This window comes from Klebsiella planticola (assembly GCF_000783935.2).
Taxonomy (GTDB): domain Bacteria; phylum Pseudomonadota; class Gammaproteobacteria; order Enterobacterales; family Enterobacteriaceae; genus Klebsiella; species Klebsiella planticola.
The window spans coordinates 4,924,988-4,946,304 of the sequence record NZ_CP026047.1; the positions used below are offsets into that span (position 1 = coordinate 4,924,988).

At 60.7% G+C, this 21,317-nt stretch carries 18 protein-coding genes and 2 pseudogenes; 3 read left to right on the forward strand and 17 right to left on the reverse strand.

Annotation, left to right across the window (positions count from 1 at the left end; translation table 11 throughout):
• Positions 1–70 precede the first annotated feature (70 nt).
• The 8 genes from MC50_RS23730 to MC50_RS23765 form a co-directional block, all read right to left on the reverse strand.
• The gene (locus tag MC50_RS23730) at positions 71–793 is read right to left on the reverse strand and encodes an amino acid ABC transporter ATP-binding protein (protein WP_047665654.1); all 723 of its coding nucleotides are present in this window, start codon (positions 791–793) and stop codon (positions 71–73) included.
• Positions 780–1,544, reverse strand: a complete 765-nt coding sequence (locus MC50_RS23735; protein ID WP_032687191.1) for an amino acid ABC transporter permease — start codon at positions 1,542–1,544, stop codon at positions 780–782. The genes MC50_RS23730 and MC50_RS23735 overlap by 14 nt, the downstream gene beginning before the upstream one ends.
• 65 nt (positions 1,545–1,609) lie before the next feature.
• Positions 1,610–2,377: a basic amino acid ABC transporter substrate-binding protein gene (locus tag MC50_RS23740; RefSeq protein ID WP_032697350.1), complete on the reverse strand. Its 768-nt coding sequence runs from the start codon at positions 2,375–2,377 to the stop codon at positions 1,610–1,612.
• 95 nt (positions 2,378–2,472) lie between these two features.
• The gene (locus MC50_RS23745) at positions 2,473–3,372 is read right to left on the reverse strand and encodes a MurR/RpiR family transcriptional regulator (RefSeq protein WP_032687189.1); all 900 of its coding nucleotides are present in this window, start codon (positions 3,370–3,372) and stop codon (positions 2,473–2,475) included.
• Positions 3,369–4,322: an iron-siderophore ABC transporter substrate-binding protein gene (locus tag MC50_RS23750; protein WP_032697351.1), complete on the reverse strand. Its 954-nt coding sequence runs from the start codon at positions 4,320–4,322 to the stop codon at positions 3,369–3,371. The genes MC50_RS23745 and MC50_RS23750 overlap by 4 nt, the downstream gene beginning before the upstream one ends.
• Before the next feature lie 15 nt (positions 4,323–4,337).
• A complete protein-coding gene (locus MC50_RS23755) occupies positions 4,338–5,390 on the reverse strand; it encodes a FecCD family ABC transporter permease (protein ID WP_032687187.1) in 1,053 nt (350 codons plus the stop codon).
• Complete coding sequence (locus tag MC50_RS23760) at positions 5,387–6,409, reverse strand: FecCD family ABC transporter permease (RefSeq protein ID WP_046852307.1); 1,023 nt, start codon at positions 6,407–6,409, stop codon at positions 5,387–5,389. The genes MC50_RS23755 and MC50_RS23760 overlap by 4 nt, the downstream gene beginning before the upstream one ends.
• Positions 6,406–7,227 carry an ABC transporter ATP-binding protein gene (locus MC50_RS23765; protein WP_032697353.1) on the reverse strand — a complete coding sequence of 274 codons (822 nt, stop codon included), beginning with the start codon at positions 7,225–7,227 and terminating at the stop codon, positions 6,406–6,408. Before MC50_RS23765 ends, MC50_RS23760 begins: the two co-directional genes overlap by 4 nt.
• 516 nt (positions 7,228–7,743) lie before the next feature.
• Between MC50_RS23765 and MC50_RS23770 the strand changes: the two genes are divergently transcribed.
• The gene (locus tag MC50_RS23770; RefSeq protein ID WP_094898152.1) at positions 7,744–9,813 is read left to right on the forward strand and encodes a TonB-dependent siderophore receptor; all 2,070 of its coding nucleotides are present in this window, start codon (positions 7,744–7,746) and stop codon (positions 9,811–9,813) included.
• A gap of 67 nt (positions 9,814–9,880) precedes the next feature.
• Here the strand turns inward: MC50_RS23770 and MC50_RS23775 are convergent, their stop codons facing one another.
• From MC50_RS23775 to MC50_RS23805, 7 genes and pseudogenes are all read right to left on the reverse strand, one after another.
• Complete coding sequence (locus MC50_RS23775) at positions 9,881–10,669, reverse strand: ABC transporter ATP-binding protein (protein WP_032687179.1); 789 nt, start codon at positions 10,667–10,669, stop codon at positions 9,881–9,883.
• The gene (locus MC50_RS23780) at positions 10,663–11,658 is read right to left on the reverse strand and encodes an ABC transporter permease (protein ID WP_032687178.1); all 996 of its coding nucleotides are present in this window, start codon (positions 11,656–11,658) and stop codon (positions 10,663–10,665) included. Before MC50_RS23780 ends, MC50_RS23775 begins: the two co-directional genes overlap by 7 nt.
• Positions 11,639–12,685 (reverse strand): ABC transporter substrate-binding protein, encoded by a 1,047-nt coding sequence (locus MC50_RS23785; RefSeq protein WP_046852306.1) that lies wholly within the window; start codon positions 12,683–12,685, stop codon positions 11,639–11,641. Before MC50_RS23785 ends, MC50_RS23780 begins: the two co-directional genes overlap by 20 nt.
• On the reverse strand, positions 12,682–13,656 hold the full coding sequence (locus MC50_RS23790) for an ABC transporter substrate-binding protein (protein ID WP_047665061.1): 975 nt from the start codon (positions 13,654–13,656) through the stop codon (positions 12,682–12,684). The genes MC50_RS23785 and MC50_RS23790 overlap by 4 nt, the downstream gene beginning before the upstream one ends.
• A gap of 11 nt (positions 13,657–13,667) precedes the next feature.
• Positions 13,668–14,756 (reverse strand): acyl-CoA dehydrogenase family protein, encoded by a 1,089-nt coding sequence (locus MC50_RS23795; RefSeq protein WP_052135822.1) that lies wholly within the window; start codon positions 14,754–14,756, stop codon positions 13,668–13,670.
• A 70-nt stretch (positions 14,757–14,826) separates the two neighbouring features.
• Positions 14,827–15,913: pseudogene (locus MC50_RS23800) on the reverse strand (LLM class flavin-dependent oxidoreductase); the annotation flags it as partial.
• Between the two features lie 141 nt (positions 15,914–16,054).
• Complete coding sequence (locus tag MC50_RS23805) at positions 16,055–16,948, reverse strand: LysR family transcriptional regulator (protein ID WP_047665065.1); 894 nt, start codon at positions 16,946–16,948, stop codon at positions 16,055–16,057.
• A gap of 107 nt (positions 16,949–17,055) precedes the next feature.
• Between MC50_RS23805 and MC50_RS23810 the strand changes: the two genes are divergently transcribed.
• The gene (locus MC50_RS23810; RefSeq protein WP_032687172.1) at positions 17,056–17,652 is read left to right on the forward strand and encodes a cysteine dioxygenase family protein; all 597 of its coding nucleotides are present in this window, start codon (positions 17,056–17,058) and stop codon (positions 17,650–17,652) included.
• Position 17,653: 1 nt separating this feature from the next.
• Entirely contained in the window at positions 17,654–19,234 is a 1,581-nt protein-coding gene (locus tag MC50_RS23815; RefSeq protein ID WP_047665067.1) for a rhodanese homology domain-containing protein, read from the forward strand.
• A gap of 25 nt (positions 19,235–19,259) precedes the next feature.
• Here MC50_RS23815 and MC50_RS23820 read toward each other — a convergent pair whose 3' ends face one another.
• Positions 19,260–19,985, reverse strand: a complete 726-nt coding sequence (locus MC50_RS23820; protein ID WP_047665068.1) for a polyphenol oxidase family protein — start codon at positions 19,983–19,985, stop codon at positions 19,260–19,262.
• A 103-nt stretch (positions 19,986–20,088) separates the two neighbouring features.
• Positions 20,089–21,285 (reverse strand): annotated as a pseudogene (mhpT, locus tag MC50_RS23825) (3-(3-hydroxy-phenyl)propionate transporter MhpT).
• Positions 21,286–21,317 lie beyond the last annotated feature (32 nt).

Below are 21,317 nucleotides of genomic sequence, written 5' to 3' on the forward strand. Positions count from 1 at the left end.
AGCCTTAACTGAGCGGCTAACGGCAAGCGCCACCAGGGGATATTCCCTGATGGCGCGCCGTCGTACGGTATTATAATACCTTGCTTAAGAAGGCCGCGGTGCGCGGATTAACCGGAGCAGTAAAGATCTGCTCTGGTTTCCCCTCTTCCTGAATAATGCCCTGATCGATAAAGATAACCCGGTCAGCCACTTCGCGGGCAAAGCCCATCTCGTGCGTGACGATAACCATCGTCATCCCTTCGCTGGCGAGATTTTTCATCACTTCCAGCACGTCACCCACCAGCTCGGGGTCCAGCGCAGAAGTCGGTTCATCAAACAGCATAATGGAAGGCTTCATCGCCAGCGCGCGGGCGATAGCCACCCGCTGCTGCTGGCCGCCGGAGAGACTGGAGGGCCAGGCGTCACGTTTATCGCTTAATCCTACCTTCGCCAGCAGCTCTTCCGCCAGCTGCACCGCCTGCAAACGGCTCACGCCGTGCAGGTTGATCGGCGCCATGATCAGATTTTCCAGCACCGTCATATGGGGGAAGAGATTAAAGCGCTGAAAGACCATGCCAACGCTTTCCCGCATCTTGTTCAGATCGGTGCTGCGGTCGTGGGCGGCAAAGCCGTTGACTTCGACGATGCCTTCGCTGACGCTTTCCAGCGCATTCATACAGCGCAGGAACGTGCTTTTTCCGGAACCCGACGGCCCGATAATACAGACGACCTCCTGCGGTTTAATATCGCAGCTGATGCCCCGCAGTACGTGGCTGTCGCCGAAACGTTTGTGCAGATTATTAATGTGAATCACTTTTGCCAAACCTCTTTTCCAGACGGTTAACCAGCTGCGCCAGCAGGAAGGTAATGACCCAGTAGACCAGAGAAATGGTCAGGTAGGGCTCCCAGTAGGTGGCATAGGCGCCGGAAACGGTACGCGCGGCATAGGCCAGATCGGCAAGACCAATCGCCGAAGCCAGCGAAGAGTCTTTGACGATGGCAATCGCATTGTTCCCCAGCGGCGGCAGGATCCGCCGAAAGGCCTGCGGCAGAATCACCTGGCGCATGGTTTTCCACCACGGCATCCCCAGCGCGCGTGAAGCTTCCATCTGCCCTTTATCAATCGACTGAATCCCGGCGCGGAAGATTTCCGAAACATAGGCCCCGGCATTGAGGGTAATGGCCACGATACAGGAGAGAAACGCGCCGTAGTTAGAACGCAGTTCGCGGGCAAAATCGGCGCTCATCAGCCCATGGCTGACCAGCAGACCGTCACGCGGGTTGATAAACAGCGGCACCAGCGCGAAGTGCACCACCATAATCTGCACAAACAGCGGCGTGCCGCGAAACGCGCTGACGTAGACGCGCACCGGAAACTGCACCAGATAGCGCAGCACATATTTCCACGCTCCGTGTTCCGCTTTCGCCATCCGCCCAAGGCCCAGCGTCAGGCCCCACAGGGTACCGAGGATCACGCAGATAATGGTACATTTAATGGTCATCAAGGCGCCGTCCATAAACAGCGGACCGTACTCCTCGATGATCTCCCAACGGAATCCCGTCATAGTGCTTCCCTAAAAAATACGGCTATCGCACGCGTCGATAGCCGTCATGAAAACCAAAAGATGAATTATTGCGCAGGCAGCGTCGGGACGTTGTCGTCAAACCAGGTTTTATAGATTTTGGCGTAGGTGCCGTCGGCGACGATTTTCTTCAGACCGGCGTTGATTTTCGCCTGCAGTTCAGCGTTGCCTTTGGCCACCGCGATACCGAAATACTGGCGTTCAAACCTGGCATCCGGCACCAGCTTAAACTGCTTCTCCGGGTGCTGTTTGATGTAGTATTTCACCACGCCCACGTCGCCCACCGCCGCGCTGACGCCATCTTCAAACAGCTCCTGCAGCATCAGCGGGGTATTATCAAAACGCTTAATAGAGGTGCTGTTTTTACCCAGCACATCCGAGACCACGATATCGCCGGTGCTGGAGTTCACCACCCCGACCTTCTCACTCTTCAACGCTGCCAGAGAGGTCACTTTGGAATCTGCCGGCACCACGATGGACTGCTCAGCCGGGAAGTAAGGGGCGGAAAAATCAACCATCTGCTTGCGCTTATCGGTGATGGTTATCCCGGAGATAATGATGTCGCGGTCGCCGGAGCCGAGGGTGGCGAAGATCCCTTCCCACGGCGTATTCACCAGCTTGATAGTAAAGTTCTCCGCTTTAGCGATCGCTTTAATGATATCAATATCAAAACCTTCCAGCTGCTTCTGGCTGTTTTCATATTCAAACGGGCGGTAGGTCCCACCGGAACCGACAACGTAGGTTTCCTGTGCCGCCTGCGCGCTCCCGGCGAGAGCCGCCAGCAGACAACACGCCTTTATCCATTTCCCCATCATGACAACCTCTTTTTATGCATTAATTTTGCATAAAAATACACATCATCACGATTACTTGCAACAGTAAACCTTTCAGCCAGTGAATTATCGTGTACTTAGCTGCGTTTACCGCCGGATTTACCAATCGCTTTATGCAGTTCGTTAATGCGCTTCATTGATTTCATGGTCCGCTGCGGCGTGGTCGTCGCCACCGACAGCACCAGCATTTCGAGACAGACCAGCACCGTACCGTGAAGCGGTACCCGGCCGTTATCGCCGCCGCGCGGGACGTCGATCACCACCTGCGCCTCCTGGCTAAAACGTGAGTCCACCGCCTGGGTCAACAAAATCGTCGGGATCCCCAGCCGCCGGGCTTCGCGCAGCGCGGTCATCCCTTCACGATGCGGCGATTTCTGTCCCATCATAATCATCACATCGCCACGCTGCAGGCTAATCAGCTGCTCGGCAAGGCTGAAGCCGGTACGGTTGAGCACGCAGGACGGTAACCCGATACGGCTGAACAGCCTGCCGGTGTACTCTGCCAGAATCCCCGATGCCCCGATACCGAAAATCGCCACCTGCCGCGCCTCGCTGAGTAGCGCTACCGCCTGAGCGACGGCGGCACGGTTGGCGGGACGAGAGAGCACTTCACAGGCGCGCTGATGGCCCTCCAGCACAAAATCAATGCTCGAATTCACATCGCAGGAGAGCGCATTCACCGTTGACAGCATCTTCTCCGATGAGGTGATGGAGGGGCCGAACCAGCGCTCCATGGTCTGCTTCAGTTCGCGCAGCCCGGCAAAACCCAGCGCCTGAATGGCCCGCACAACCGTGGCATCCGAAGTCTGCGTCGCCGCGGCGATCTCCATCGCCGTGCGCTCCAGCACCACTTCACGGTTGTCGTTGATATAGCTGACGACCGCCAGCAGACGCGGCGAGAGCTGGTGCGCCCGGGCGCGAAAGCGTTCGCCGAACAGGTCGACCCGCCCTTTCTCTCTTTTCACCGGCGTTTTCATTTCAGCTCCGCCGGCAGCGGACGACCGGCAATGTGCGACTGCACCTGCGCCACCATCAGGGTCAGGGCGGCAAAGGAGTTGGAGATAACCTCCTCGCGCGGCAGCAGGATATAGCGGCCGGTGCGGCAGGCACGCATAAAGTCGCACCAGCCGGGCATCACCCCTTCCATCGCCTGCAGCTCCTCCTGCGGTTTACCGCCGGTATCCGAGCGCCAGGTAGCAAAAACAAAATCCGCATCCAGCTCCGGCAGCTGTTCGGCGCTGACGTCAATTCGCTGTCCGTCGGGGATCTTGTCGATCAACGGCGGAAAACGAAACCCGGCGTCGCGCAGTACCCGTCCCAGCGCGTGATAGGAGTGGTGAACGGTGACTTTGCCATTGTTGGCCTGAATAACCGACACCGTGATGTTGCGGGTATCCACCATCGCTTTGAGCTGGGCGATCTGCGCCTGATAGCGGCGCTCAAGAATTGCCAGCCGCGCCTGGCTGCCGGTGAGCTGCGCCAGCTTGCTGTAAATTCGCGGCGCGCTGCCCTGCAGATGGTCAATGCTGACCGTCGGCGCAATCTTCTCCAGCTGTTCCACAGAGACGTGGCGGCTCGGTTCGGTAATAATCAGATCCGGTTTCGCCGCTGCAACGGCTTCGAGGTCAATATCCGCGGTGCCGATAAACTGGATCGCGCTGTTATCAAAATCGACCCCGGTCAGCTGGGCGCTGGAGCGCAGATAGTGGCTACCGTCGGGGCGGGTGCGTCCGTGGCTGGCCACCGGCGGCACGCCAAGCTCAATGAGCGGAATCGTGATATCCAGGTCGTGCATCGAGACGATACGCTGCGGATGCAGCGGCACCGTCACCACCCGCCCTAAATCATCAGTAAACGTTTGTGTTTGACGCTCGGCGGCGCCGGTAACGCCCGCCGCTAACAACAGCAAAGAAATAAGCCAACGCATAGCAACCCTTCTACATTACAGGACGTCACGACGACGCCACAGCAGCAAGATAAAAAACGGACACCCCACCAGCGCAATAACAATTCCGGCCGGAATTTGCAGCGGCGCGAAGGCCAGACGGCCGAGAGTATCGGTAAACAGCACCAGCAGCGCGCCAATCAAAGCGCTGCCGCACAGCAGCGACACCTGGCCACCGCGCAGCAGAAAGCGCGCCATGTGCGGCGCCATCAGCCCGACAAAGCCAAGGCTGCCGACGCAGGAGACGCTGGCGGAGGTGAGCAGCACCGGCGCAAAAAAGCGCAGCAGGGTCAGCTGCTGCAGGCGCACGCCGAGTCCCACGGCGGTACGGTCGCCAAGCTGCGCCACATCCGCCGCCCGGGCGGTCAAAAACAGAATCAATGTCCCCGGCAGCGCCCACAAAAAGGCCACCATCAACAGCGACCAGGTTGCCGCATGCAGACTGCCGGCAAGCCAGATCATCGCCGTTTGCACATCGCGCACATCGGCGGTGGTCATAAAAATGCCGACCGCCGCCGCCAGCGTCCAGGAGACGCCGATACCGATCAGAATGAAGCGCGGCCGCGAGCAATCCCGGGCCAGTACCAGCACCAGCAGCGCCACCAGTGCCCCGCCCAGAATGCCGGCCAGCGGGCGCCAGACCAGCCCGACGGCGGGAAAGAACAGAATCAACGCCAGCACGACCACGCTGGCTCCCTCTTTGACGCCAATCAGCCCCGGGTCCGCCAGCCCGTTTCGGGTGATGCTCTGCATCGCCGCCCCCGCCAGCCCGAGCATAGCGCCGCACAGCAGCGCCATCAGCAGCCTGGGAAGGCGAATATCAAACAGGATAAAGCGCGGCTGGTCGCCGACATTTTCTGGGGCAAAGAGCGCTCGCGCCAGAGTACCGGCAGGCAGCGGGAAGCTGCCGCGCGTCAGGCCAAAGCTTGCCAGCAGCAGAATGGCGATAATCAGCACCGCAGCGATGTTCAGCGCCGCGGGGCGCAGAAGCAGATGGCAGCTCCCCGCGCGAAGGGGCCGGAAACCGGCACGGCGCGCCGCGTTTTTCATTTAAAAAACCTCGCCGCAATAAAGATAAATACCGGAGCGCCAACCAGCGCAGTCATCGCCCCGGTCGCCAGCTCCTGCGGCGCCACCAGGGTGCGGGCGGCGATATCCGCGAACAGCAGCACCAGCGCCCCGACCGGCGCCGCCAGCGGCAGCGCCAGACGAATATCTTCGCTGACCAGGCGACGAATAACGTGTGGCACCACCAGTCCGACAAAACCGATCGGCCCGGCAACCGCCACTGCCGCACCGCACAGCAGCGCAATGGCGCCCAGCCCCAGCAGTCGGGTCTGAATAATGTTCACCCCCAGCCCCAGCGCCACCTTATCGCCCAGCGCCAGAACGTTCAGACGTGGCGCGATAAGCAGCGCGAGCAGGCCACCGGCCAGCGCCGGAAGCGTCGCCGAGCGTAAAATTTGCCAGTTGAGTCCGGCCAGATCGCCCGCCAGCCACGTGCGCATCGCCAGCAGCGTTTGTTCATCCAGAATCAGGATCGCGGCGGTGACCGCCGAGGCAAAGGCGGAGAGCGCCACACCGCAGAGCGTGATGCGTAGCGGCGTCGCCCCGCCGCGTCCGGCGGTCGCCAGCAGCATCACGCCGCCGAACAGCAGCGCCGCGCCGCCGGCGGCAATCAGCGGGCGACCTGGCGTCATGCCGCTCAGACCCAGCGCCGATGTGCCGACTACCGCCAGTGAGGCGCCGGCGTTAAGCCCGAGAATATGCGGTTCCCCCAGCGGGTTACGAATCACCGTCTGCAGCAGCACTCCGGCGACGCCCAGCGCCGCGCCGGTCAACAGCGCCGCCGCGAGACGAACCAGTCGCAGCTCGACAATAATCCGCTGGTCAAAATTACGCGGGTCATAGTGAAACAGCGCCTGAAGCACCGTCTCCGGCGCAATCCAGCGCGCCCCCAGTCCCAGATGCACCACCGAACCGACAATCAGCAGCAGCGTCAGTAGCGCGAGCGCTCGTTTTGGCCGCGCCTGGCGGCGGCGGTGCAACAGCAGCGCGGAGGCGCTCATTGGGCTTGCTCCTGTCGCGCGCGGAAAGGCATAAAAAAGGGTTTCCCGGTCTGCGGGTTGAGCGACATCTGTACCTCAACATCAAACACGGTTTTGATAAGCTCCGGGGTGCAGCTGGCGTTTTCGTCCACGACCCCGGCAATACGCCCTTTCTTGAGGAACACCAGGATATCGGCATAGTTCACCGCAAAGTTAAGGTCGTGCAGCACGGTGACCACCGTGCGTCCATGTTCGCGGGTCAGGGTTTGCAGCAGTTCGAGGATATCGACCTGATAGCGCAAATCGAGCCAGGTGGTCGGCTCGTCCAGCAGGATCGTCGGCGTTTCCTGCGCCAGCGCCATCGCAATCCAGCAGCGCTGGCGCTGGCCACCGGAGAGGCTGTCTACCGGCAGATGGGCGAATTCGGCGGTGCCGGTCAACGCCATGGCCTCTTCTACCGCCCGTTCGTCGGCATCAGACCACTGGCGCATCAATCCCTGCCAGGGGTAGCGACCGCGGGAAACCAGCTCAAAGACCGTTAATCCTTCGGGAGTGAGCGGTGACTGAGGCAGAATCCCCAGCTGGCGTGCAACCGCCCGGGTCGGCATGGTGTGAATCGTCTGACCATCCAGACGCACGCTGCCGCCAAGCGGTTTCAGCATGCGGGCAATCGTCGACAGCAGGGTGGATTTACCGGAGCCGTTGGCCCCGGCCAGTACCGTCATTTTACCGTGAGGGATCGTCAAATGAATGTCATCGACAATCAGGGTCTGGCCGTATCCGGCCGACAGGGAATCCAGTACGATTCCCTGCTCTGCAGGCATCACCCGCTGTGGCATAACTCGCTCCTGCGCCGCAACGGCGTGGCATCAGCCAGCACGTTCTGCACTCAAACAAAAATAAATCTCATTCTCTTTTGATCATGCTGCGGATGAATGTAGTAGTCAATACTCTGTTTTAACGGGCATAAATTGCCTGCACTACCCGGATAATCCCGGGAAGAGGATTATATTTTAAATATATAAAACAGATAATTAACTCAAAAATACGGGTGAGAAATAGCGCCAGAAACGCCGATCCGGCAACTGCTGATTTTTTATCTTACATAACATTTACTACTACATCCCCTCGTGATTGAATGATTCTCAATTACATGCCTGAACGCAAATCATCACAGTTAACAGGCAGATAATATTTTTAAGGGCAATGATTTAATTGGCTTTTTCTGTCTGCAAAGGACAGATTCGTTCACGAGAAACAGACAAATGACGCGATCAACGATCCCTTTCACGACGCTGAAAGGGCGAGCTCTTTTTTCACTGATATTTTTGGGTTCTTTTACCTCACCGGGATTAATTGCAGCAGAAAACAGCGCCAGCAAAGAGAAAACGGCTGGCGACGAAACCATGACGGTGGTCGCCGAGGGTGCGCAGAATGACACCAACGGCTATCAGCCGGTTGCCAGCTCAACGGCAACCCTCACGTCGATGCCGCTGCTGGATATCCCGCAGGTGGTGAATACCGTCAGCGACAAGGTGCTGGAAGATCAGCACGCCACCACTCTTGACGAGGCGCTGTATAACGTCGCCAACGTCGTCCAGACCAACACCCTCGGCGGGACCCAGGATGCCTTTACCCGCCGCGGTTTTGGCGCCAACCGCGACGGTTCCATCATGACCAACGGTCTGCGTACCGTTTTGCCGCGCAGCTTTAATGCCGCCACCGAACGCGTAGAGGTGTTGAAAGGCCCAGCCTCCACACTGTACGGCATTCTCGACCCCGGCGGATTGATTAACGTCGTCACGAAGCGCCCGGAGAGAACCTTTGGCGGCTCGATTTCCGCCACCTCCAGCAGCTTTGGCGGCGGCACCGGCCAGTTTGACGTCACCGGCCCCATCGAAGGTACGCGGCTGGCCTACCGGATCATCGGCGAGTACCAACACGAAGATTACTGGCGCAACTTTGGTAAAGAGAAAAGCAGCTTTATCGCCCCTTCCCTGACCTGGTTTGGCGACCGGGCGACGGTGAACGTGTCGTACTCCCATCGCGACTACAATACGCCGTTCGATCGCGGGACGATCTTCGATCTCAATACCGGCCACGCGGTCAACGTCGATCGGAAAACGCGCTTTGACGAGCCGTTTAACGTTACCGATGGTTATTCCGATCTGGCGCAGCTGAACGCCGAATATCGCCTGAACGATGCCTGGACCGCCCGCTTTGACTACAGCTACAGCCAGGATCACTACAACGATAACCAGGCCCGCGTAACCGCCTACGATTCGGCCACCGGCGATCTGACCCGCCGCGTTGACGCCACCCACGGCTCAACGCAGAAGATGCACACAACCCGCGCCGATTTACAGGGCAACGTGGTCGTCGGCGGGTTTTATAACGAAGTCCTCACCGGCATCGCCTATGAGAATTACGATCTGCTGCGCACCGACATGATCCGCTGTAAGAATGTGAAAGGGTTCAATATTTACAATCCGGTCTACGGCACTGTCGGCACATGCAGCACCGTTTCGGACTCCGATAGCGATCAGCGTATTCAGCAGGAGAGCTACGCCGCCTACGTTCAGGACGCGCTCTATCTGACCGACAAGTGGATTGCCGTTGCCGGGATGCGTTATCAGTACTATACCCAGTACGCCGGCAAAGGGCGTCCGTTCAATGTCAACACCGACAGCAGCGACCAGAAATGGACGCCGAAATTGGGTCTGGTGTATAAGCTGACGCCAACCGTGTCGCTGTTCGGTAACGTGGCGCAGTCGTTTATGCCGCAGTCATCGATCGCCAGCTACATCGGCAATCTGCCGCCCGAAGAGTCCACATCCTACGAAGTGGGCGCGAAGTTTGATCTGTTAAGCGGTATCACCGCCAACATCGCGCTGTTTGATATTCATAAACGCAACGTGCTGTACACCGAAGCCGTCGGCGACGAGACCGTCGCCAAGACCGCCGGGAAAGTACGTTCACGCGGCGTCGAGGTGGATCTGGCCGGTTCGATTACCGATAACCTGAGCGTGATCGCCAGCTACGGCTATACCGACGCGAAAGTGCTCGACGATCCTGACTATGCCGGCAAGCCGCTGCCCAACGTACCGAAACACACCGGATCGTTATTCCTCAGCTACGACATCCATAACGTCTACGACAGCAATACGCTGACCGTCGGCGGCGGCGGTCGCGCGGTGAGCAAACGCTCCGGCACCAACGGCGCGGACTATTATCTGCAGGGCTACGCGGTCGCCGATGTCTTCGCCGCCTATAAGATGAAGCTGCAATATCCGGTGACGCTGCAGGTTAACGTGAAGAACCTGTTTGATAAGACCTACTACACCTCATCCATCGCCACAAACAACCTGGGCAACCAGATTGGCGATCCGCGAGAAGTGCAGTTTACGGTGAAAATGGACTTCTGATTGCATCACCACGCCCGGACAGCGCCGTCGCGGCCTGTCCGGGCACCTCCGTTGCGCCCTCGCCAGACTACCAGTCCTCGGCCTGCCCCAACATGCGTAAAATATCCTGTCGGTGCTGCAACAGCTGCGGGTTATCCCGATGCCGGGGAAAGGCCAGCGGTAGCGTAAATTCGCCAATGATCCGCCCCGGTCGCGGCGACATCACCAGCACGCGTTCGCACAGCAGCAGCGCTTCTTCAATATCATGGGTCACCAGCAGGCTGGTGTAGCCCTGCTGCTGCCAGAGCGTAATCAGCTCGCGCTGCATGCCGATACGGGTCAGAGAGTCCAGTTTGCCGAGGGGCTCATCGAGCAGCAGTAAACGCGGCTCGTTGAGCAGCGCGCGCGCCAGCGCGGCCCGCTGGGCCATCCCGCCCGAAAGCTGCCGGGGCCACGCCTGGCTGAATCCCTGCAGACCGATACGCGTTATCAGCGCATCGGCCTGCGCTTCACGCCCTTTTTTGCCCTGCGCCTGCGGCCCCAACAGCACATTTTGCCGCACCGTCAGCCACGGATAGAGCGTCGGATCCTGAAACACCAGAATGCGGTCGGGCCCCGGACCGCCCATCGCCGCGTTATCTATCCGGATCTGCCCGCCCTGCATTGGCTCCAGTCCCGCCAGCAGCCGCAGCAGCGTCGACTTGCCGCAGCCCGAAGGCCCCAGTAGCGCCACGCTCTCGCCCGGACGCAGCTGCAGACTGATATTCTCCAGCACCGGCACCGTTTCCCTGCCGAGGGAAAAAGCATGGTGCAAATGGTGAATCTCGATGCCCGCACCGACCCGGGCGGTGTTTTGGGGTGTCGCTGTTGCTACCATGTCATCCCTCCTCGCTGCCACTTCAGCAGCCGATCGCGCACCATAAACAGCCCGCTTATCAGGCCGGAACAGAGAAAGGCCATTACCAGCAGCGCGGCATACATATTGGGGTAAGCCGCCCAGCCCTGCGCCCACTGCAGATAAAAACCGATGCCCGATTTCACGCCAACCATCTCAGCGACGATCAGCACTGAGAACGACGCGCCCAGCCCCATAAACAAGCCGACAAACACATTCGGCAGCGAGGCGGGAATCGCCACCCGTAAAATCAGAAAGCGCTGGCTGGCCCCCAGCGTGCGGGCAACGTCATACCAGGCTTTATCGATACTCATGACCCCGGACCAGGTCAGCACGGTGACCGGAAACCAGGTGCTCAGCGCAATCAGAAACACGCTTGCCCCAAAGCTGGAGGGAAAAATAAACAGGCATAGCGGCAAGAGCGCCGTTGAGGGCACCGGGCCAAGCAGGCGCAGGACCGGATGCAGCCAGTAGCCGATACGCTGCGACCAGCCAATCGCCAGCCCGCTGATAAAACCGCAGGAGGTCCCGAGCAGCACCCCGAGCCCGAGCAGCCCCAGAGAGTGCAGCAGACTATCCAGCAGACGCGGCCAGTCATCGACCAGCACTTCGATCAGCGCCTGCGGCGGGGCAAAAAACGGCACCGGCAGGATCGCCGTTTTTGCCGTCAGCCACTCCCATAACGCAAACAGCAACGGCAGCAGCGCCAGCCACTTGCCAGCCGCGAGCAAACGACCGCCCCGCGGATACCAGTAGCGGCAACTCAGCGCCAGCGCCAGCAGTCCACCGGCGATGACAAACTGGCTCATCGCCCACCCCGCGCTATAGGGCCAGCGTCGTCCGACATCCGGCCACGCTAGCGTAAACATCCCGCCCGCCAGCCACAGCGCGGCGGCCAGCAGCCCTTCAGACCACAACGGATAGCGCCCCCCGGCGCGTGACAGCGCACGTTCAGGCGAATACGTTGGCATAAATACTCTCCGCAAACTGGTGGGGGTTGGTCCCCGGTTTGATCACCTGCACCCGCTGCAGATCGCTCACGTACTGGGTCAGTTCATTCACAAAGGCCTCTCCCACGGCGTGGTGTCCATGCCCCTGGCCATGAAGGATCCCCGAGACTTCAGCCTCATCGGTGTTTAATGCATGGGCCATGAACGATTGCGCCACGCTTTCAGGGTGGGCCGATGCATAGCTGTGCGCCTCGAGAATCGCCTGGGTCAGCGCGGCGGCAACCGGTTTGTGATCCCGGGCCAGCGCCCCGCTCACGCCCAGCACGCAGCAGCTCAGGTTGGCGTAATCGCCGCTCATATTGCTGGCGATCAGCTGATATTTCCCGCTTTGCAGCAGGCGGAAGCTGAAGGGTTCGCTGCCGCTGATGGCCGCAATCTCCCGCTTATCCAGCGCGATACTGAGCAGATCCGCCGGGTAAACTTTCCACTGCACATCGCTTATCGGATCGATGCCATGTCGTTTGAGCAAAATAGCGAAGAAGTTTTTGTCCGGACCGGCCATATCGGTGACGCCAATCGTCTGCCCTTTCAGACTCTCCAGGCCGCCAAACGGCGAATTTTTCGCCGTCAGCAGATTGAGACAGCCGCCGTGCGTTCCGGCCGTCAACTTGACGTCAAAACCCTGCTCCAGCGCCTTCAGCCAGCGTAGCGCCATCCCGACGCCGGCATCGGCCTTGCCGGTCGCGATAGCCTCCAGCAGCACATCGGTCGAGTTGCCGAAGTTAACGAACTCAACCTCAAGGTTGTATTTGCTGAAAAACTTCTGCTGCTCAGCGACCGCCACCGGCGCGAGGCAAACCGCGCTCTTGTTGATGGCCAGCTTCAGCTTGTAGGGTTCCGCCAGCCGCAGCGCCAGGTTTTCACCGTTTCCGCCCCCTTCCGGCATCGTGGTCATCGTGTGCGCCCACAGCGGCCAGGCGGCGGCCGCCAGCATGGTTCCACCGCTGAGCTGTAAAAAGCGGCGGCGTGAGAAAGCGGACTGATTCATGGTCTCTTCTCCTGGGCGGCCGGGACATCAGGCAGCGTAAATCGGGTATCAAAGGTCGGCGTGACGTCCAGCTTCGCGCGAATCAGACCATTGACCTGATAGAAGTCGGCGGTGGCCTGCTGCTGTTCAATGGTGCGCGAGTCCAGACGCTGCCACTGCGACTGACGGTTAGCAAACTGCGCCCGGGCAATGTCCGGCGGGAAACGGATGATGTCGCCGAGGGTTTTGCCATAGCTCTCGAGATTGGCGTAAGCCCAGCGCTCCGCCCCTGCCAGACGGATGAGATAATCCTGTAGCGCCGCGCGCTTAGCCGGATCCTTTAAGCTTTCATCCGTTGCCGCCAGAAATGTATTCCCCGGCAGCAGCCCTTTACCGCTCACCAGAATCTGACCTTCGGCGGTTTTCACCAGCTGCGTGGTGTAGGGTTCCCAGGTCGCCCAGGCATCGACCGAGCCGTTGAGTAAAGCCACTTTGGCATCGACCGGGCCGAGAAATACCCACTGCACCTCTGCGGGCGATATCCCCGCCTGCTGCAGGGCTTTCAGCGCCACGAAATGACCGATCGAACCTTTGCCGGTGGCGATCCGCTTACCTTTTAAATCCGCGGCGCTCTTGAGCGAACTTCCCGGCGGAACCAGCACGGCCGTACCCGCCGGGTTGCTTTTATCGACGGCAATAGCCTTAACCGGCGCGCCGTTGGCCAGCGCAAATAACAGCGGCGCATCGCCAATAATCCCCGCGTCTACCGCGCCGGCGTTCAGCGCTTCCGCCAGCGGTGCGGCGGCCGGAAACTCAGCCCACTTGATCTCATAACCCAGGTTTTGCAGCGCGTTGGCCGCTTCGAGCTGCGAGCGCATGCCCCCTTTCTGATCGGCAATTCGCAGGGTGATACGCTCCTGCGCCGTCGCCAAAGCACTCAGCGCCAGCAGCGAGAGTCCCGCGGCCAATCTTGTCATTTTTCGTTCGCGCATAAACATTATCCTTATGATTGAAAAGCGTGTTGACCCGCCGCCTGCCACGCGCTGTCGCTCTGCGGCGTATGCACGCGCCCGCACAGCACGTTGCGATAGTGGCGTTCCAGAGGATGTTGTCGGCTCAGGCCATGATTGCCGGTAAGTTCCAGCGCCAGAGCCACGACCTGCACCGCGTTGTCGGTAATAGTGACCTTGGCCAGATTGGCCTCGGTGGCGGTCAATTCCAGCCCGGCGGCCTGTTGCAGCAGGCAGCGGTTCGTCAGCAGCCAGCCTTCTATCTGGCCGGTTTTTTCCTGCACGCGCGGCAGACGGGAGAGCGGGTGCCCGAGGTTGGCCGGCGCCCGCGTACTGAGCCAGCCCAGCAGCCAGTCCCGCGCCGCGCGGGCCACGCCGTCATAGATCGCGGCTAACAGCGCGGTCTGTCGATTGGCGAAGAGACGGAAACGTTCGGCATCCGCGGCGGGAGGCGCAGATGCCGGCCAGATATCTACCGCATTTTGCCCGGGGATCGGCACGTTTTTCAGGATCACTTCATGGCTGCCGGTCGCGCGCATTCCGGCATGGTCCCAGCTTTTAATAATAGTGACACCGTCACTTGCCCGGGGAACCAGCCAGGTGCCGACATGCGGGTCGAGATCGTCGCTTCGTGCCCAGATAGCCAGCCAGCTCAGCCCTTCAACTCCGGTGGTATAGAGTTTGTGTCCGTTAAGGCGCCAGCCGTCGGCGGTACGGGTGGCAACCGTCTGCGGCAGTCCCCCACGCGCCGGCGAGCCGAGTTCAGGTTCAACTCTCAGGCTGTTGATCAGTCCACCCCGCTCGACGGCATCACGATAGACCTGCCGACGCAGCGGTTCCGCCCAGCCGTCGCTATCCGCCAGACGCAGATGATGCAGATACTGCATACAGACGATCAGCGCCGTCGCCGGTTCTCCCCACGCAATGGCGGTAATCGCCTGCTGCAGCCGGGCCAAATCCGCCCCCGCCCCGCCATACTGCGCCGGCGTGGCGAGGCTCAGAAAACCGCGCTGATGCAGGTGCGCGAGATTGTGGTGGGGAAAGTCGCCGCTGCGATCAAGCTCTGCCGCCTGTTCGGCCATCAGTTGACGAATGTCGGTTAACTGCTGTAGCCAGTCGGCCTGCGGACGTACGGGCTGTTGACCGGAAAACGTCACGATGCGCGCTCCTGAATCGCACGCTGAGCCGCTTTTTCGCGGGCAATCGGCAGCAGAGCCTTGCCGTATTCCCGCGCATCATTTAAGGGATCGAAGCCGCGAATCAGGAAGTTGCGCACTCCGAGGTCGTAATAATCCAGCAGCGCATCGGCAACCTGTTCCGCCGTTCCGACCAGCGCGGTGGAGTTATGGCCGCCGCCGACCAGTTTCGCAATGCCGGTCCACAGACGTTTATCCACCACATTTCCCTGTTCTGCCGTGGCCCGCAGGCGCCGCGCGCCTTCGCTATCGGGCTTCGCTTTGAACCCCTGACCCGCCTGCGCCGCCCGTTCGGAAGCGACATGCAAAATATGCTCGGCCTTCTCCCAGGCCTGCGCTTCGCTGTCGGCAATAATCGGCCGGAATGAGACGCTAAAATCAATGTGGCGCTGATGCTTCGCTGCTTCGGCACGCACCCGACGGATGGTCTCCTCCGTTTGCCCTAACGATTCGCCCCACAGGGCAAAAACGTCAGCATGTTTACCGGCCACCGCAATGGCAGCCTCGGAGGAGCCGCCGAAGTAGATCGGAATGTGCGGTTGTTGCAGCGGACGAATCGCCGACCACGCCTGTTCGGCCTGATAAAAATCATTGTCGATATCAACGGGCTGTTCCGCAGTCCAGACTTTTCGCACCGTATCAAGGAAGGCATTGGTACGCGCGTAGCGCTGGTCATGATTGAGGTAGTCACCATCCCGACGCTGTTCGGCATCGTTGCCGCCGCTGATGATATGTACCGCCAGACGCCCACCGAGCAGATGCTCCAGGGTGGCAAACTTACGTGCCGCCAGCGTTGGCGAGACGAATCCGGGGCGATGGGCCAGCAGGAAACTGATTTTCTCTGTCGATAATCCGGCCAGCGCGGTAACCAGAAAGCCATCCGGCTGATCGGACCAATGCCCCACCAGCAGGCGATCGAAGCCGGCCGCTTCGTGAGTTTGCGCAAAGCGCACGATATAGTCGCGGTCAAAAACCGGTCCTGCCGGGGCGATGGTTTCGGATGAGAGGCGATGGCCGATCATCCCGAGAAACTGAATGCTCATAACATAACTCCTTGCGTCGGGTAACGGTGGCCGCAGCGGCGGCGCCTGTCGTTACCCTATACATCGGCAGTTAATGAGCAAAATGCATTTTTATCATATCTTAATATGCAAAATCAGCATTTAGATAATTTAGTATACTCTTCAATCAGATAGAGTAAGCTGCTGCGCAATTTTCCCGGCAAAAAAAGTGAACGGCTGCTGCAGATTCGCCAGATTCTGTGCGCTCACCTGCCACAAGCAGACCGCCGGCTGGAAATCGGCTAACGTCAGAACGGTCACCTCATCGCGCCACGGGCTGGCGGCCAGCGCCGCACGCGGTACCAGACCCAGCCCTTGCCCCTGAGCAACCAGGCCAATTTGCAGGTGAGCCCCCGCGGTTTCGACATTCAGCTGAAGCCGCAGCCCCTGAGCCTGGAGTTCACGAATTAACCCCGCCCGCAACCCGCAGCCGTCAGGGTTAAGCACCCAGCCCTGAGACGCGCAGTCCCGCAGTTCAGCGGCCTGCAGGCGCAGGCTTTTCGCCGCAATCACCACTATATCCAGCGAACACAGCAACCGGCCGGCATAGCTATCGGCAAAGACCTGCTGTGCCGGCCCCATTGCCAGCATGCCATCCAGCTCGACGCTCTCGAGTCGCTTTTGCAGCAGCCCGCTCCAGCCGCAGGTCACCTGCGGCTGGAGCTGCGGAAACTGCTGGCGTAGCGCCATCAGCGCCGGCTGGAGCGCAATTTCCGCCACGCTCTGCGGTACGCCGAGGCGCAAAATACCGTGCGGTTCCGCCTGCGGATCCAGCAGCCCGTACAGCTTTTTCGTCTCCCGCTTGATGCTCAGGCACTGCTCATAAACCCGGTGCCCGGCGGCGGTCAGGGTCAGCGGTCGGGTCTGGCGCTCCAGCAGGGTCACGCCGAGAGTTTGCTCCAGACGCTGCAGCCGTCGGGTAATCGCCGATTGGGTAATTCCCAGATATTCCGCCGCCTGATTGAGGGAAGAAAACTGTACCGTCGCCAGCAGGGCGTCAATGTCGTCGATGCGCATAGAATCCTTAATGTGAATTTTGCATATTAATATATGCGTAAATTGCATTTAAATAATATTAACGCCTTTGTTAGCGTAATGACCAGTCCCTCTGACAGGAACCGTTCATGACCGCACCACGACTGGAAAAACTACGCCATTTTATTCAAGAGGTTGATGCCCTTCATCGGGAGTTCAGCGACGAATCGCAGCTGCTGGAGGCGGTTGCGCAGCGCCTGGCGCGGCTGGTCAGGCAGGATGACTGGCTGCCTGACGAGTACGCTTTGCCGCATCCCCACCACTACCAGCAATACCTGCTGCACGCCGACTCCGGACAACGCTTTTCGATCGTCAGCTTTGTCTGGGGCCCCGGGCAGGCCACGCCGATTCACGACCATCGCGTGTGGGGCGTCATCGGCATGCTGCGCGGCGCGGAAGAGAATCAGCGCTATCGTCTCGATGCTGCAGGTCTTCCGGTGGCCGACGGCATTGCCGGACGGCTCTCGCCGGGCGAGGTCGAAAAGGTCTCCTCCCGCGATGGCGATATTCACCGCGTCAGTAACGCGCTGGCGGAGAGCGTGTCGATCAGTATCCATGTCTACGGCGGCAATATTGGCGCCGTTAAACGTGCCGTCTATACCCCGGAAGGTCTCATCAAACCCTTTATTTCCGGCTACTCCAATCGCCACTTACCCAATATCTGGGATTTCCCGAAGGATAATTAATATGCCCATCCACACTTATCGCCAGCCAGCGCAAGTGCGCCAGGCGCTGCTCGACCACGCCGAACTGGCGCTGATTGACGTGCGTGAAGAAGCGGATTTTGCCACCGCTCACCCGCTGTTTGCAGCTAATCTTCCGCTGAGCAAGCTCGAGCTGGAAATCCACCGTCGGGTGCCGCGGCTGACGACGCCGATCACCGTTTACGATAACGGCGAGGGTCTGGCCGCCCAGGCCGTCGATCGCCTGCGCGGCTGGGGATATCAGGATGTAGCGCTGCTGGAAGGCGGCCTGAAGGGCTGGCAACGCAGCGGCGGCGAGCTCTTCCAGGACGTTAACTCCCCCAGCAAAGCGTTCGGCGAACTGGTGGAGAGCCAACGACAGACCCCCTCTCTGAACGCGGAAGAGGTGCAGGCGCTGATCGACAGCCGTCAGCCGGTGCTGATTGTCGACGCCCGGCGGTTCGATGAGTACCAGACCATGAGTATTCCGGGCGGCATCAGCGTCCCCGGCGGTGAGCTGGCGCTGCGTATTGACGGACTGGTCGACTCGCCGCAGACGCCAATCGTCGTCAACTGCGCGGGACGTACCCGCAGCATTATCGGCGCCCAGTCGTTGATCAATGCCGGCGTGAGCAACCCGGTCTACGCCTTACGTAACGGCACCATTGGCTGGACGCTGGCCGGTCTGACCCTCGATCGCGACCAGCAGCGCCGCTATGCCGATGAATCGCTGGCTTCGACGGCGCGTCTTCAGCAGGTCAGCCAGCTGGCGGCAAAAGCCGGGGTGGCGGTTATCGACCAGGCCACGCTCCGGCGCTGGCAGCAGCAGAACGACCGCACCACCTATCTTTTTGACGTCCGCAGCCCGGAGGAGTACGCCGCGGGTCACCTGCCGGGAAGCCTCAGCGCACCGGGCGGCCAGCTGGTCCAGGAGACCGATCACCACGCCAGCGTGCGCGGAGCACGTATCGTCTTAGTGGATGATGACGGTATTCGCGCGGCGATAACCGCCTCGTGGCTGGCGCAAATGGGATGGGAAACGGCCATCCTGCGCGGTCTGAGCGCAGCGAACTTTAGCGAACGCGGCGTGCCGCCCGCCCGCCTGCCCGCGGCGCCTGCGGCAGAGGAGATCGACGCATCGCAGCTGGCGGCACTGCTGCGCGAACCGGGAACGGTGGTCCTGGATTTCACCACCAGCGCCAACTATGTGGCGCGGCACATTCCCGGGGCATACTGGCTGATACGCTCGCGGCTGAAACAGGCGCTGGCGCTGATTCCCTCTGCCAGCCGCTACGTACTGACCTGCGGCAGCAGCCTGCTGGCGCGCTACGCCGTCGCCGAAGTGGCGGCGCTGACCGGCAAACCGGTGCAGGTGTTGAGCGGAGGCACCGCCGGATGGATCGCCTCAGGTCTGCCGCTGGAGCATGGCGCAACCCATCTGACCAGCGCGCGTAGCGATCGCTATCGTCGTCCCTATGAAGGGACCGATAATTCCCGCGAAGCGATGCAGGCCTATCTGGAGTGGGAGTATGGCCTCGTGGCCCAGCTGGCAAACGACGGGACGCACGGGTTTACGGTACTGTAGCGCGGCCGCGCGATGCCGGACGATATCAGGCCTCGCGCATAATCCACGAATACTGGAACGTTTTCTCTGCCGGGAAGTGCGTGCGCCGCCGGAACGATCCCAGCGACTGCGGCGTACAGTAGGTACAGCTGCCCAGCCATTCAATATGATTTTCCGCCACCCCGGCGCGGCGTAACAGCAGCTGGCCAAAAGCCCGCAGATCGAACCACATCGTGTCCTCTCCCGTCGCCGGCGCTTTTTCCGCCTCAGGCTCAGGGCCACGACGGTGCAGAAACAGCCGATCGCGGTGCTGTTTGACCAGCCCGGCCACCGGCATCGCCAGCAGCGCCTGATAAAATGCCGCCGAGACCTCATAGCAGCAGGCCTGAATATGCGGCCCAATCGCTACCACCACCTCGTCCGGCGGTATGCCATGTCGGGCAAAGAGATCGAGACTATTAGCAATAATTCCGGTCGCCGCGCCGCGCCAGCCCGCATGCACGCTGCAGACAAAAGCGCCGTCACGGGAGGCCATCAGCATCGGCAGGCAATCGGCAGTCACCACCCCCACCTTTTGCCCGCCTAGTGCGGTAAAAACCGCGTCGGCATACGGGCGTTCCGCCAGCGGCTGCTGAAAATGATGAACCACATTGCCGTGCACCAGCTTTACCGGAGCCAATTCAGCGTAAGGAAAGGCGGCCGTTTCGTGTACATCGAGAAAGGCATAGCGAATGCCGGGAATATCGCTCAGTAACCGGGATTGAAAAGACATGGCGGCAGAGATAAGCAATGGGTGATGATTTACCGTATGCCAAAGTCTGCCGTTGCGCAAGGTGGCGCGCTGCCGAGCCCTGAAGCATAACCCGGCGCCGACGTCAGGCTATTGATTGCCGTCTCTGGCGATTCATCAGCCAGAACACCGCCACGCCAGCCAGCAGAATCCCGGGCGCGGAGGCGGCCATCACCCCAACGGTACCGGCCCCCAGCGCCAGCATTTTTCCCGCCAGCAGCGGACCGCTCATCGCCCCCAGCCGCCCGACGGCCACCGCCGTCCCCACCCCGGTGGCGCGAATTTCCGTGCGGTAGAACAGCGGCGCCAGCGCGTACAGCACGCTTTGCCCGCCGGTGGCGAACAGCCCGGCCACAAAGCCGGAGAACAGCATCGCGGGAAAGGAGGTGGCGCAGCCCAGCGCCAGCAGCGACGCCAGCATACCGCTATAGATCAGCAGCGACATCAGCAGCGGACTTAGTTTATCCAGCAATGCCCCCAGCAGCAGCGTGCCGCAGGCGGCTCCCAGCTGCAAAACAAACATTACGCCTGCCGCCTGACCGGCGCGAAATCCCTGACCTATCAGCAGCATGGGCAGCCAGTTGATCAGCATATAGACCACCAGCAGCGTAAAGAAATAGCACAGCCACAGCAGCAGCGTGGCGGTGGCATTTTCCGGCGCCAGCAGCGTCCGCAGCGGCGCGCTCTGCGTCCCGGCGCGAAAGACGGCGGATTCAGGCAGCCAGCGCAGTAGCATCGGCACCAGCAGCAGTGGCACCACGCCGCCGACCCAGAATACCGTCTGCTAGGCAGAGGTCTCCCCCCACCATCCCAGCGCCGCGGCCAGCGCGGCGCCCACCGGCACCCCGCAGTACATCAGGCTGACGGCGGTACCGCGAAATCGCGGGCCGGCCGCTTCGGAGGTTAATGCGATCAGATTCGGCAGCGCCGCCCCCAGCCCCACTCCGGTCATCAGGCGCGCCAGCAGCAGCAGCGGAAAGCTCCCTGCCAGCGCGGTCGCGATGGAAAACAGACCGAACAGCATGACCGACGCGATCAGCACCCGCTTGCGGCCATGGCGGTCAGCAAGAATTCCCCCCACCAACGCGCCGGGAAGCAGCCCGAGGATACCGGCGCTGAAGATCCAGCCCATCTGCATATTGTCGAGCGCGAAGGCGTGAGCCATCCCGGCGGCGGCGATCCCGGCCGCCTGAAGATCCAGCCCTTCCATCAGGGCCACCATAAAACAGAGCCCGATGGTTAACATCAGGCGTGAAGCCGATCCAGAGGTTGTCGTGGTCATAGGGTACCTGTGCGATAGCGAAAACGGTGCCG